Origin of the sequence: Tepidiphilus succinatimandens (assembly GCF_006503695.1) — a bacterium.
Taxonomy (GTDB): Bacteria; Pseudomonadota; Gammaproteobacteria; order Burkholderiales; family Rhodocyclaceae; genus Tepidiphilus; species Tepidiphilus succinatimandens.
The window spans coordinates 1-12,652 of sequence record NZ_SBIK01000019.1 but is presented as its reverse complement, the minus strand read 5'-3'; the positions used below and the strand labels follow the sequence as shown (position 1 = coordinate 12,652).

The following is a 12,652-nucleotide window of genomic DNA, read 5'->3' as shown; positions in this document are numbered from 1 at the left end:
TCCCATGATTTGCACTTTTTGTAATAAAGGAGTTGGCTCCGAACAGGCCGACTCTAGCATGTGGCAAAAACCGAAACGTCTACGAAAAGCGCCCGGAAACGCTTCGTTAAGGCCACAGTCGCAGATTTACGCAGCATTTTTGGTCGTTCCGTTCCGCTGCAGCAGCGTTTCGATTGCTTCGACCACCGACAACCCTTGTTCCGTGAGCGTTTTGATCGCTTGGAAGTCCTCTGCCCTGGTCGAATAGAGCAGCATCGAGAAGGGGTCGAGAATCAGCCGTCCCACACCCGAACCCATCGGTCCGTGAACGAAGATCTCCGAGTAATAACCGTGCTCGGTCGTGACGCTCGACAGTTGCCGCTTCATCCACTCGTCGACATGAAGCTTTCCTTCCTTGCCCAGCCGATCGATGGATTCCGGCTTCTGCCTGAGCAGGAATAGCCAGTCCGCATTCTGGATCGCGGCCTTGGTTGCGTCGTTCTTGTAGTAGTCCTCCACCGACTGGGTGATGGTGCCGAACGCGCCACCGTATTTGCGCGCCCGACGGTAACCGGCCTCGATGAACCCAGCGCTCGATCCGCTTCCCATCAGGTCCCATGCCTCGTCGATGATCACCAGCTTCCTCTTGGATCGATCCAGATACATCTCCTGGGTGATGCGGTACATCATGAGCTGCATCACCACTGCCTGAAGATCCTTCTTGCTCTTCAGTTCCTCCAGTTCCAGGACCACGAAATTCTTGTGGAAGGCTATGTTGGCCTCCCCCTCGAAGTAGCTCGCATAGATGCCGTAGCGGGTGTAAGGCTCGAGCGCCGTGGCCAGACGCGCGAGATCGCGCTCGCGCTCGCTTTCCTCGGAGAGCCGGCCCGTCTTGAGCAGGTCGTAGACATCCGAGATCGTCGCCTCCTTCCCCTTCTGGTCCCATACTCGCTTGATGGCGCTAGACAGGGCCGAGTAGCTGAAATTGTCGAGGGGTTCCCGTGGGCTCGCCATCTGAGCGATCAACGGCAACAGCATCTCCATGTCGTTGTTGATGTCCACGACCATCGAGAACGGATTGAGGCAGATCGTGTTGCGACGTTCGTCCGAGAATTCGATGAATTCTCCGTCCAGCAACTCGCACAGGTTGCGGTATGATCGGCCCACATCGATGATCCAGACTTTGGCACCCGTTCCGATATAGCGGAACGCCATCTCATTGACGAATACCGACTTGCCGGAACCCGACAGCGCCGCCACGGCGAAGTTGTAATTGCCGCCCTTGTTGTCGAACAGATCGAACGTCATGATCTGGCCACGGCGGCCAAAGAGCGTGAGTACCGGTGTCTCGGTCCCCTTCCACTCCGCAATCAGCGGCGAGGTCATGACGGCGTTGTCCGCCGTCTTCGTCCCGACTCGGCCAAACATCTGCAAGTCCTTTTGAAGCGCCGGAGTCAGAGTGCACGGCATGGACGCCATGAGCGCCTGATGCTGAAGATAGACATCCTTGGCCAGATCGAAACCCCGTGCCCGCCAGACGGCACGTACCGCATGTTCGCTCTTTGCCGCGTCTTCCAGCCTCGAGATCAGGACGATCTGGTGGTACATCATGACAACGTTGCGTCCGTTGTCAAACGCTCGCAACACCATGTCCCAGTCGCGCTTGCGGTCTTGCAGGTCGGGCTGGAAGTGGGCCATATAGGAACCGGCGGCCTGAGTTGCGCGGGCCGCTTTTATCTGGGCCTTGGTCCGTGCCGACTCGTAATCAAGGATGATGGCACCCATCGTGATCAGGAACGGGCATGGAATCGCCAGAGCCATCTGGTAATAGTCCCCGATCAAGGCCCCCATGTTGCCAAGGCGGTAGTATTTTGGGTACTGCCGTACGGAGAAACATTGCAGTGCGGTTTCGTTCCCACCCGCCTTGCGGAACTTGATGAAGCTGTCTGCGACGCACGATGCGATTTCCGGATTGGAAAGGTGCAAGCGCAGCGGCTTCGACTCGTCGTATTCAATCGGTTTGTCCGCCGCCCGTCCGAACACCCGCTCATGGTCGAAGAAATCGGCCACGAACTCGAGCAGGTCGGTCGGACCCCAATCCCACCCCGGCAGGTGGGCCGAACGCATGGTCGCATGGGCGCTTTCACGAATGCGGATCGCCTCTTCCACATCGCCGGGATTCGAAGGATCCAAGGGCGTCGTGATGGAAATCACGCAACGGTAGTTGCGCAGCAGATAGATGTGGTGCGAGAACAGTGATTTTCCCGTGCCTTCGAGGTAGAAATCGATTCTGCGACGTGCCAGTGCGCGAAAGACGTTCCTGTTGCGTCTGTCCCCCCATTCCGCGCCGGTTTTGTCGCCATCGACGGGGAGCATGTTTGCCTGAGTCCGCAACACCGGAAGAATGTGCGGACTTGCATAGAGAGAAATCTGGATGCCCGTGCCTGGGGGGCAGGACATGAACAAGCTCGCCAGCACCCGTTCCATTTCTTCGTTGGCGCCGGTCTGCGGCATGGTTTCGATGCAGAAGCCGATGTTCTTCTCCGGTTTTCCGCCGAACGCGCCTTGATCCAGCACGAACAACCTTTCGTCCTTCATCCAGCCTAGATATGGCAGAATTCCGGTCAGCTTCGGGATGCTGGCGATTTGCTCTAGCAGCGCGCGAGGAACGGCGTCGGCCGGAGCAAACCGCTCGCCGTAAAAGATGGTTTTCAGGACTTCGAGCATGCTCAATCCATCCCCCTTCAATCCATCTGCTGCGACGGCGTCGGCCCATAGCCTTGCGCGCCGGGCAGCACGACGCCGTCCCCCTCGGGCCGTTGCGCAGGCTGGCTCTGCTGCGTCTTGCCGTTCGTCTCCGTGCTGAGAAACGTTGGACGGTAGCGGTCGACGATCCGCTTCTGGTTGTGCTCGATCACCCAGCGGCCAGGATCAGCCACGACGTAGATGTACGACTGGTCATGGAGATCGCCGTCGCCGTCCTCCCATGGAGCGATCCAGACGCGCAACACCTTCGGTTGAGTGCGGATCGGGTCACCTGACGACGGCGCGCGACCGACGATTGCGGCGGACTTCGCAGGCTGTGCCGCCGGTGTCCCACCTTTCCCTTCCTTCTCCTCGCCCTTCCATTCCGGGTTCAGCGCCGGCAGATTGTTGGCGACGGCGTTGGCATAGACCCCGGACAGCGAGGCGCAGCTCACACCTTCTGGCGCTTTACAAGCAAATTTGGTCTCTCCGTCCAGCCCGGACAGGGTGCTGGCGCAGCCCGTCAGAATGGCTGGCAGCATGACAGCGATGACGAGTTTGCGCATTCATCAATCTCCAGTTGCGGTCTTGGCGCGCTGCGGCGCGCCTGCGGCGAGACGCCGTTCGAGCTCGGATGCCGGCACGAACCCCGGCACCATCGCTCCATCACCCATGATGATGGTCGGCGTGCCGTTGATGCCTAGGCTACCGCCTAGCCGAATATTCCGTTCTACCGGGTTGTCGCACTGGGTTACCTGATCCGGAAGCTTGCCGCTTTTCATGAAGTCATCCCACGCCTTTGCGCGGTCTTTGGCACACCAAATAGTTTCCGCTTTACGCTTGGCGTCGGGATGTAGCTCTTCCAGCGGGTAGAGGAAGGTGTAAATCGTCACGTTATCGAGTTTTGGCATCGTCTCGCGCTCCAGGCGCTGACAGAACGGGCAATCCGGGTCGGAAAACACATAGAGCTTCCGGGAGCCGTCGCCTTTGACGGTCTTGATGGCATCGCTCAAGGGCAGCGCAGACACGTCGATTTTGTTGATCTCATCGAGGCGCTGGGCGGTCAGGTCCTTCTGCTCCTTCATGTCGTAGAGGTGGCCAAAGATCATGTACCGTCCGGAGGCGTCCGTGTAGGCAACGTTTCGCCCCATCGCGACTTCATAGACCCCCTGGACCGGGGTTTCTCGAACCGCGGTGATCTTGGTTGCGGGATACTGCTCCTTGAGTCTTTTTTCCACGTCGCCCGCATCCGCGAACACCGTGGTCGCTGCCGCGAACGCGGCGATCGAAACAACGAACTTACGCATATCAATTACTCCATTGGATCCAAAGGTTTCCTCATGACCTGACGACCGCGCTTCCAGACGTCCGAATAATCGCCTTCGTCGAACGCCGGTCCGAGCCCAAGGGTTATGCCCTTGGTCAGGACGACATCGACGACCCTCCCCGCATCGACTTCGATGACAGGGAACATCTTCTCGGCCAGGTCGATGTAGTACTGCGAGAGCCGGTCAAGCGCCCTGCCGACGCCGGCGCCGATTCCTGCCTGGAACTCCTTGCCAGCATCGACGGTACCTACCGTGCCAAGCGCGCTCGTGCTGTAGGACATGGCGGACTGTTGCAAGCCCTGTCCGATACCGGAGATGATCCCGGTCATGAGCGCATTGGCCAGCACCTGGCCTTGTTTGCTGATGAGCCGCCCGCGCATACCGGCCTTGCCGTCCTCTCCGACTACGTATCCCTTGGCCGGGGTATCGATGACCTCGCCGTTGTTCAGCACGCAGGATAGCGATTCGAGCCTGAGATAGGCCCTCTCGGAACTGATGTCGCCGTACCCCGAACCCAAGAGGAAGCACTCCTTGACCTTGGCCCGATAGCGGTTGGGCAGGAAGGCGTTGTCCTGCACCCGCAGCAGTACCGGCCAGGGATTGTTCTGTGCCTGTCCGCCCGTCGGGGCATCCAGCCCTCCCAGCAGTACCGCACGCATGAAAGATCCCGACGGTACATAGGTTTTGCCACGCTTTTCATTGCTCTGATCCACCGGTGCCGCATCGCTGACTTCGAATACGGAGATACCCGGTTCCTTTGGCGGCGGCGGGGGTAGCGGTTCTTGTTTTGCGGGCATGGCAGACGGTGCGGCTGGCTGCGGCTGCTCCATGGAAGGAGGCTGAGGCTGCGGGAATGGGGGCAGCGGCGGGAGCAGGCTTTCCTGTTTCTGTTTCTGTTCGATCTCGGCCAATTTTTGCTTGAGCCCCTGGATGACCGCATCCATTTCCTTCATTTGTTGGGAAGATTGTGCCATCCACACGTCGCGCGGATCGACCTGCGAGCCGGGTGCCGCGATGTTCTTGGTGGGGTGCTCTTCTTTGCCGGACTGAGGAATCATCGATGGCTGCTTGTTCCAGAGCGCGACACTGCCAAAAACAAGCCCAAGAAACGCCGTGCCCACGGCCCCAAGCACGAGATACTGCTTGGCCTTTGGCGACAGATTCCTGAAACGGTCGGCGAGAGCGGTCTTGTCATCCGTGCTCATCACCCCCCCTCCGTGATCACGTACACAGCCGTCGTTTCCGCGGGATCGAGTTGCTGGCGTTCGACCGACACGGCCACCACGCCGCGCCGGTAAAGCTCCCGCTCGTCGATTACCATGGGTTTGTCGGAGGTATTCGTGAGCATGTATTTCTCTCCCCTGAGGGGCCCATCGACGACCTTGACGAGCACGAACATGGCCTCGTTCCAGAGAGGCACCACTTCGTTCGTCGTGCGGGAAGCCATGTCCGTTTCATCCGATGAATCGAGAGCGAGCAGCACACGTTTGATGGCTTGGTTGCGCGCCATGTCGCGCCATGAGCGGCCGTTGCCCGATTCGCCCCCTCCTTTGATGACTATGGTATCGGATGGACCGTCGGAGACGGAAAGCAGCAGCTTCCATGTCCGTCCAGCATCGTCGGCTACGAAAACGCTGAATGCCTGTTTTTCGGCCGCTGGCTTGATATATGCCGTTCCAATGTCTTTGTCCGGCACGACCGTAAAATCGCCTTCGGCTCCGAAAACCCGTCGGATGCGGTGGCCCTCCACACGGATCATGGTCGGCTCGAACCGAGACACCGTGGCGCTCAGGGTGTCGTCAGGGCGTCCAGTGAGCACCTGGGCGCTGTGCGCATCAAGACTGGCTGCCAGCAGGGTCGCCAAAAGGATTTTTATCGCTGGTTTCCTTGAAGTCGCTGACATAGAGTTTTCCATTCATGAACTTGAATCCGACGAGATACGTGGCGTTGCGCTCGCCTGCCTTCTTGTCGGAAGTCCAGGTTACGAGCGTCCCGGACAGCGCCACCCTGAGGTTTTTTTCGTCCGTCGTGACATTGCGGACGGAGAATTGGGTCGCCGCATTGTTCTTTTTCAAAAACTCCGCTCGCACGCCCATCTCGGCCTGCAAGCGCCCGTATTCGGACGGTGCCGCATACTTGAGGAACAGTTTGTTCTGATAATCGGAGACGGCGGGCGTTACGTTGAGCGCCAACCCCGCATACCAGTACGCCATTTCTTCCAGATATTCCCTGGAGACGGCATTGCCCGATACCCAGAAGCTACGGGTGATTTCAGGGGGGACGAGAACGATTCTCTCTGACCCCGCAAGCTTCGCCATCGCCACCCCCTCGATGAGCGTCAGCACGGCAAGTCCCGCCACGAGGAGGCGCATGAAGCGTATCTCCCGGTTGGCGTTGTCCATCTCCGAGAGATATTTCTTGAAAAGCATGGCTTATTTACCCGTTCCGACACTACGTTCCAGGAAGAGCGTGGTGTAGGTGTCCATCGTACTTTCCGACTTTATCGTCTGTGTGGCCGACACGATACGGTAACCGGCTTCGTACATCTGCTGAATCGTTTTCTGGTTGGTTCCGTCTACCTTCTTGAGGCAGGTGAAGACGACTTGTCCGTTGACCTGATCCACCGGGCTGATGTGCCTTGCTACGCAGACGTTGGGCTCGACCTGAGCAAGCGCCGGGCCTGCCGCCAAAACGGTTGCAAGAAATGCAATGCGTTTTTTCTCGAACATGTTCTTACCCCAGGAAATATCGTTGCGACGAAGGCGGCGTCACGCGAGGCTTGACGAAGACCCCGCTCGGAAGCCACCAGTAAAGTGCATGGACGGCGAATTTCGGATGCTTGCCCGCCTTGAGGCGACCGTACTGCCAGGCGGCAAAAACGCCGGCAGCCATCCCCAAGAACATGGAGCCGGAAATGACCCCCATGCCGATCAGGATGATCGCAATGATTGCCTGATCCATTTCCCACCACAGGAAACGCTCCTGCGCATCGAGCGATTTCGGGATGTATCCGGTTTCGTCGCCACCCATGTCGCCGTCCTCAGATGGTCGCGCTCAGGATGCCGGTGATGATCGTCGGCGTGTATTGCTCAAACACCGCGAACCCCACTCCGCTCAAGATGGGAATGGGGTTTACACGCGCGATGGACATGATTGCCCCGACGCCGACCGCCGCCACGGCCACCGCCTTACCGAAATAGCCGGTCACCACATCGTTGATCCATTTGTACAAATCCTGGAACTCCGTTCCAGTCGTGCCCGCAAAGGCGCTTCCTGCGATCAGAAAAAGAGCGGCTGCGGCGAGCGCCACGTGTGCCTTACGATTCATGCTTTTTTTCTCCTTTCGAGTTATCGATGATGGATTTGATGAGCCAGCCGATGCCCAGCCCCATCGCGATGCCGCCGATGTGGGCTTCGAAGCCCTTGTCAAGCAGCGATCCCGGAAGCAATGCGCCCATCGCGATGAACGCTCCGGCGATCAGCATGTCGCGGATCGATTCTTTCGATTTCGGAATCACTCATATTTCTCCTTGTCATGAATGAAACGAATCTCGACGCGCCGGTTGGCGGCGCGCCCCGCCTCCGTGTCGTTCGGGGCCACATAGCAGCACTTGCCTTTGACCACGACTTCCATCGGATTCTTTACGCCTCTGGCCTTGAGCCACGACCGAACGAACTCGGCGCGTTGGCGTGCGAGCCGATCGTTGTATCTGGCGCTCCCTTTGTCGTCGGTGTACGACTCGATGAGCAGCCTGTCTGACGGCGCAGCCTTACGCTCGACGCTCTCCAGCGCTCGTTTCCAGTCGCCAACAGGGACCGTTTTATCGAACCCGAAATGCACTACGATCGGTTCGCGCCGCTCAATTGGCATTTCGACAGAAACGGCGGGCCGCGTAGCAACCGCCATGGGAATCGCCAGCCCGAGCGTCTTTGGAGTCGGCTTCGGACATGTGTCATCCTCGCAAATCCTCCAATCCTGCTTTACCCATCCAATGCTTTGCGTCCGCGGAGAGGCTTGCGTCTCTTGACGCGACGGCTGTTGGCCGTTTGCGCACCCCGCCAAGGCCATCGTTACCGCGCAAGTCGAAACGAACGCAGCGAGTTTTTGTGATGTCGAGCCCATCAAAGCCCCTTCTGCCGTCTCAGAATCGCCTCGATCTTTCTGGCATACGCCATTCTTTTGTCCGGACTGCGTGCGTTGTAAGCGCCGATCGCATCCCAGTTGTATCCGAGTCGATGGATGTTCTGCGCCAGAATCCAGGCGCCGACGTAGGTGTTGATGCACGGGTCGAACAGGCTGCGTTCGTCGATCCCGTACCGGCTGAGCACGGGCAGCCACCGGCTGTTGATCTGCATATGGCCGATGTCGTAGCTGCCGTCGGGGTTACGGTTGATCGCGTTTGGGTTGCCCGACGACTCGATTCGGGAGATCGCCATGAGCAGCGACGAGGGGACCCGGTAGCGGGCCGCCGCTTCCTCGAAACATGCGGCGACACCTCGCTCCGGAACAAGCAGGACGAGTATGAGCATCGCAAGGATCGGCCACGTCTTACGCATGGCCCAGATATTAGGAATTCAGGGCTTGAAAACTTCGCCGAAAAGCAAACAGAACTGCACTGTTTACTGGTGCCTTTTACCTGCGACAACCCGCTCCGGAACCGAGCACGAAACATCCCCGGAGGCGGGGTCGATAACCTTCTCCCAATGGCACTCGTCCGGGAGTTTGTTGTAGAACGCCTTCGGGGGTGGATCGGCCTCGCCGCGCTCTAGCGTCACGTTCGCCTGCGCAGGCGCCGCCGATTGCACCGCATCCGCAGCCTTATCCATCCCAGACGCAGCTTCCTGGCCCCCCGGCAATCCGCTTTGCCTGAGCGTTGTCGCAAAATCACGAATCGAGGATGCGATCTTCTGCATGGTCTGGCTGTCCAGATTCGACGCCGCCAACCCGATACCGGCGGCAAGCAGACCGAGTTGCAGGACCAGGCGCAGCATCGCTTACCGCCCGACCATCCGCAGGCCTTGGACAATGACCAAGCCGTACATGGCAAAGGCCAGCACATACTCCAGGGCGTCCCCCGTAAAAATCCGCACCGGCGCGACGAACCTGCGCCTCATGGGCCACAGCAGCGGAACGCCGTAATTGGTCATCCAGTCCCCCGCCAAATGGGAAAGGTATCCGACCGCGATCCCGACCACGAACGGCACGGAATAGCCCGGATGCCAATCGAGATGGTGCAGCGCATACCAGATCAGCGCAGACATGCCGATTACGGCAATCAGGCTGTGCGTTATGCCTCGATGCCCGAAGACCGCCGACAGCGGGATCGACAGGAACGGCACGCGCCGCCCGAAGGCGCTCCCGGGATGATCGATGTCCGGCAACATGCTGCCCAGAACACCGCCGGCAACCATCAGGACCGTCTGCGGTGCCGACGCATCGAGCCACGCGGCTGTGAGCAGCGAAGATGCCGTGCCGAAGGCAATGTGCGTCGTTGCGAGCATTACAATCTCTTTTGCAAATTCCCCGTCCATAGCCACAGCGATAGCGCCATGAAGCACACCATGGCTGGTGCCGCGACGATCGGCATGGGAATCGGCAGAAAGAGCCAAAAAACCATCGCGATGCCAACCAGACGAAAAAAATGGATTCCGATCTTGTGGCGAATCGGGCTCTGGGAGACGAAGGCTGTCTTGCGGATTTCGCGCACGTAAAAGCCGTCGACTGCTGCCGCCAGAATCAGCGGAATACCAAGGAGCATCCACATCAGGAGCGTATAGGCTCGGCGGGCTGCCGTGGCCGCCCATATCACGCTCATATAGATCCGATCGGCGAGCCAGCGCTCGATGCTGTTGCCCTTAAGATCGTGCGCCGCTTTTTCCGCTTCCTTCGCGAATCCGCTAAAGACGGACAACGCTTGGGAATCGATCCACGTCTGCGTTCTTGGCCCGGCCCATGCCTCCATCTGTCTGCGCTCCGCATTCCATGTCTCTTCCAGCACGTGCGAGGGAATCGATGCCCAAGCGGCCACGAATCCAACGAGCAGAATGGTGGCGATGAATCCGCCCCAAGCGCTCTGCGTCTTTGTCTGCTGCCTACTCACCGCTTGCCGTTCCGTCAGACTTGCTCAAACGCGACGTTTTCTTGCCGCTTGCGCATGCAAAATCGGCAGCCGTCCCTTGATCGTCAGACCCCCGGACAATCGGGCGAAATAATGAAGCGGCGGAAGCTCGCTGAGAATGGCTGGCGGTATCAGGTCGGCCTCTTCCTCGGTCGCCTGTTCCTGGTAGGAGGCGCTGTAGGCGTCATGGATGTTCGAATCGACGTTGTGGCCGTAACGGATCATCATCGACCTTGCCTTGATCTTCGGAATGCCATCGGCGATGTATTTCTGCGTTTCCGCGTCCTGCACACGCAGGGCGATCTTGTTGTTGGTGTTGGCAAGCACCTGGCGGGCCTTGTTCTCGTCGCCAAGACGCGAGGCGAAGTCCGCGAACGTTTGGGTTGCGATGGTCATTCGAAACCCCGCGCCGCGTCCCTTGTTCAGAAGCTGAATGGTCGGGTTGTTGATGACCTCTGCCGCCTCGTCCACGAACACGTTGATCGGCTTGATCGAGTCGATGCCGTAGTTGTACCGATCGCCGGCCACGGCGGTCAGGTCGGCAAGCAGGATGGAGCCGATGGCGCTCCCCACCGTGGCATCGGCCAGAGAGTCGAGGCCCACGTACATCACCTTGTCGGCCCGGATGATTCGCGCCATGTCCGTCACCAGTTTGTCGTGACCGACCTCGAAATCCGGCGAGAGAAGTTCCGTCAGCGGGTCGCTCGTGAGCATCGACAGGATGGGGATAAGGGAAGCCACCATCTTCTGGAAATGCTCCCTGTTGTGCTCGTAGGTGGATATCAGGCCGTCGAGATCGACCGACTGCGCCTCATGGATGACGATTTCCTTGTAAAAGGCGATGTAGGCCAGAAGCTGGTTTCCCTTGAACTGCTTGACGAAGCTGCTGGAACGGCTCTCCCAGTCGGGCACCTTGGTTTTGAAGTGCATGCGCAGCGCCTTCAAGAGGAGATCGTCCGGTCCACCTTCGATGTAGCGCCGCAGCTGGACGAGGTTCGGCCTCTGGCCGGTCGCGATCAGACCGTTTACGATGTCGTTGAGCACCTTCCAGCCGAAGGCCGTGAAAGGGTCCGCTCCCGTTTCCGATGGAATCAGTGCCGCAATACGGCTGGCGAGTTCCGTTTTGCGGTTCCAGTTGCGCAGCGGGTCGATGCAGGCCGATCTTTCGGGGTGGGCGGGATGGAAATAGACGAACCGTTCCGGCTGTCCGAGCGCTTCACAGACCTTGAGGGCATTCGATGCCAATCCATGGTCGCCCTTGGGGTCGATGATGATGACCGGCTCACCTCTGGCAATGGCTTGTGCGATCAGCAGGTCGAACAACCGCGTTTTGCCAACACCGGTACTCCCTACGATCAGGGTATGCCCCTCGAGCAAGCCAAGGTCGGCATACACGTCGTCTTCGCTGGACAGCCCATGCAGCCAATGGGCTCCATCCGTGATGAACTCTTTGCCGAAGGTCTTGGCCAAGCCTTTTCCGATCAAGGCATGCATTTTTCGCGCCTCGATGTCCGTCCAGGCGAATCCCTTGCCCAGCCACAGCAGACCGGGCTTTTGTTTCGAGATCAACTCTTGTGGCGTGACGAACTCCTTGCGGGTTTTTTCGACGGCTCTTCCTCTGGCCTGGCTTCTGACCCATGCCTGCGCCGCCCGCCAGGCGGCAAACGACAGGCAGGCGAGCGATGTCGCCACGCCCACTCTGGTCGGAACCGGCAACGTGGCCGTCACGGCAAGCGTAATGGCAGATGCCGACAGCCAAGCGAGCGACATCGGCCATTCGTGCACCTTGCGCCACGGTTCTTCGAAATCCACGGACTCGAACATGTCTTTACCTTACTTGCCGGCGATGGATCGATTTGAGTTCCTGAATTTGCTGCTCTGCCAGTCCATGATTGGCGCGTACGCGCTCGGAAACCGTTTGCCGGACCCTCTCGTCTAGGGCACGGCAGCGTTGCTCTTCTTGCGGCGTCTTACCGGGCCGAGAGCAGGCGTAGGCGTCCCGAAGAAGCCTGTCTCGTTCCTGGTCCGGCAGTGCAGCGCGCTGTCTTTGTGGTTCTTGCCCGTTCTGGAAAAAGAAGCTGCCATCCGCACGAGCGGCTTGCGCCCCGACGCCGAGCACGATCGCGAGCGCGAAAATGATCGAACCAGACATTTCTGCTATCAAGAAAGTGCGCGAAGGTGCGCACAGTTCTTTTCCTGCCCCGACGTGGCTTGCTCGCCACATTCGTATCTGACAGGCGTGACTTTCCCGGCTGTGGCAGGAACCATTCCTGCCGCAGCGCCGCCATTGCTGGACGGACTCGCCACGGGTAGGGCAGTTGCGGTTGCCAGCCGTTTGAGGTTTAGCGCTGCGTTGAGATCGCGGTCGTGGTGCGTGCCGCATTCCGGGCACGTCCATTCCCGCTCTCCCAGCGTGAGCGTTTCGTGTTTCCAGCCGCAGACGGAACAGAGGCGACTGCTGGGATACCAGCGCTCGGCAAA

General features: G+C 59.2%; 18 protein-coding genes. All 18 read right to left on the bottom strand.

The features are described from left to right. Nucleotides 1–126: 126 nt before the first annotated feature. A complete protein-coding gene (gene traC, locus EPD82_RS10755) occupies nt 127–2,706 on the bottom strand; it encodes a type IV secretion system protein TraC (protein ID WP_141056639.1) in 2,580 nt (859 codons plus the stop codon). Nucleotides 2,707–2,723: 17 nt separating this feature from the next. Next, entirely contained in the window at nt 2,724–3,290 is a 567-nt protein-coding gene (gene traV, locus EPD82_RS10750; RefSeq protein ID WP_141056638.1) for a type IV conjugative transfer system lipoprotein TraV, read from the bottom strand. Nucleotides 3,291–3,293: 3 nt separating this feature from the next. Further along, nucleotides 3,294–4,031: a DsbC family protein gene (locus EPD82_RS10745; RefSeq protein ID WP_141056637.1), complete on the bottom strand. Its 738-nt coding sequence runs from the start codon at nt 4,029–4,031 to the stop codon at nt 3,294–3,296. Between the two features lie 5 nt (nt 4,032–4,036). After that, on the bottom strand, nt 4,037–5,257 hold the full coding sequence (locus EPD82_RS10740; protein WP_141056636.1) for a TraB/VirB10 family protein: 1,221 nt from the start codon (nt 5,255–5,257) through the stop codon (nt 4,037–4,039). Continuing rightward, entirely contained in the window at nt 5,257–5,916 is a 660-nt protein-coding gene (locus EPD82_RS10735; protein WP_055424338.1) for a TraK domain-containing protein, read from the bottom strand. Before EPD82_RS10735 ends, EPD82_RS10740 begins: the two co-directional genes overlap by 1 nt. After that, the gene (traE, locus tag EPD82_RS10730; protein ID WP_141056635.1) at nt 5,888–6,481 is read right to left on the bottom strand and encodes a type IV conjugative transfer system protein TraE; all 594 of its coding nucleotides are present in this window, start codon (nt 6,479–6,481) and stop codon (nt 5,888–5,890) included. Before traE ends, EPD82_RS10735 begins: the two co-directional genes overlap by 29 nt. Nucleotides 6,482–6,484: 3 nt before the next feature. After that, nucleotides 6,485–6,781 (bottom strand): hypothetical protein, encoded by a 297-nt coding sequence (locus tag EPD82_RS10725; protein WP_055424336.1) that lies wholly within the window; start codon nt 6,779–6,781, stop codon nt 6,485–6,487. Nucleotides 6,782–6,785: 4 nt separating this feature from the next. Continuing rightward, nucleotides 6,786–7,082 (bottom strand): type IV conjugative transfer system protein TraL, encoded by a 297-nt coding sequence (traL, locus tag EPD82_RS10720; RefSeq protein ID WP_055424335.1) that lies wholly within the window; start codon nt 7,080–7,082, stop codon nt 6,786–6,788. Nucleotides 7,083–7,092: 10 nt separating this feature from the next. Then, nucleotides 7,093–7,380, bottom strand: coding sequence for a TraA family conjugative transfer protein (gene traA / locus EPD82_RS10715; RefSeq protein ID WP_055424334.1), 288 nt, complete (start codon nt 7,378–7,380; stop codon nt 7,093–7,095). After that, nucleotides 7,370–7,570: a hypothetical protein gene (locus EPD82_RS10710; RefSeq protein ID WP_055424333.1), complete on the bottom strand. Its 201-nt coding sequence runs from the start codon at nt 7,568–7,570 to the stop codon at nt 7,370–7,372. The genes traA and EPD82_RS10710 overlap by 11 nt, the downstream gene beginning before the upstream one ends. Beyond that, the gene (locus tag EPD82_RS11945; RefSeq protein ID WP_157287473.1) at nt 7,567–7,959 is read right to left on the bottom strand and encodes an OmpA family protein; all 393 of its coding nucleotides are present in this window, start codon (nt 7,957–7,959) and stop codon (nt 7,567–7,569) included. The genes EPD82_RS10710 and EPD82_RS11945 overlap by 4 nt, the downstream gene beginning before the upstream one ends. A 215-nt stretch (nt 7,960–8,174) precedes the next feature. Continuing rightward, nucleotides 8,175–8,582: a lytic transglycosylase domain-containing protein gene (locus EPD82_RS10700; protein ID WP_240803326.1), complete on the bottom strand. Its 408-nt coding sequence runs from the start codon at nt 8,580–8,582 to the stop codon at nt 8,175–8,177. A 90-nt stretch (nt 8,583–8,672) separates the two neighbouring features. Further along, nucleotides 8,673–9,044, bottom strand: coding sequence for a hypothetical protein (locus tag EPD82_RS10695; protein ID WP_141056633.1), 372 nt, complete (start codon nt 9,042–9,044; stop codon nt 8,673–8,675). A 3-nt stretch (nt 9,045–9,047) separates the two neighbouring features. Then, nucleotides 9,048–9,554, bottom strand: coding sequence for a metal-dependent hydrolase (locus tag EPD82_RS10690; protein WP_170210829.1), 507 nt, complete (start codon nt 9,552–9,554; stop codon nt 9,048–9,050). Beyond that, on the bottom strand, nt 9,554–10,153 hold the full coding sequence (locus EPD82_RS10685) for an IncC plasmid conjugative DNA transfer DtrJ family protein (protein WP_141056631.1): 600 nt from the start codon (nt 10,151–10,153) through the stop codon (nt 9,554–9,556). Before EPD82_RS10685 ends, EPD82_RS10690 begins: the two co-directional genes overlap by 1 nt. A 24-nt stretch (nt 10,154–10,177) precedes the next feature. Further along, nucleotides 10,178–11,995: a conjugative transfer system coupling protein TraD gene (traD, locus tag EPD82_RS10680; RefSeq protein WP_055424399.1), complete on the bottom strand. Its 1,818-nt coding sequence runs from the start codon at nt 11,993–11,995 to the stop codon at nt 10,178–10,180. Nucleotides 11,996–11,999: 4 nt separating this feature from the next. Further along, nucleotides 12,000–12,323 (bottom strand): hypothetical protein, encoded by a 324-nt coding sequence (locus tag EPD82_RS10675; RefSeq protein WP_055424398.1) that lies wholly within the window; start codon nt 12,321–12,323, stop codon nt 12,000–12,002. 8 nt (nt 12,324–12,331) lie between these two features. Then, nucleotides 12,332–12,652 (bottom strand): zinc ribbon domain-containing protein (locus tag EPD82_RS10670; RefSeq protein ID WP_141056630.1); only part of this gene is annotated, 321 nt, incomplete at its 5' end.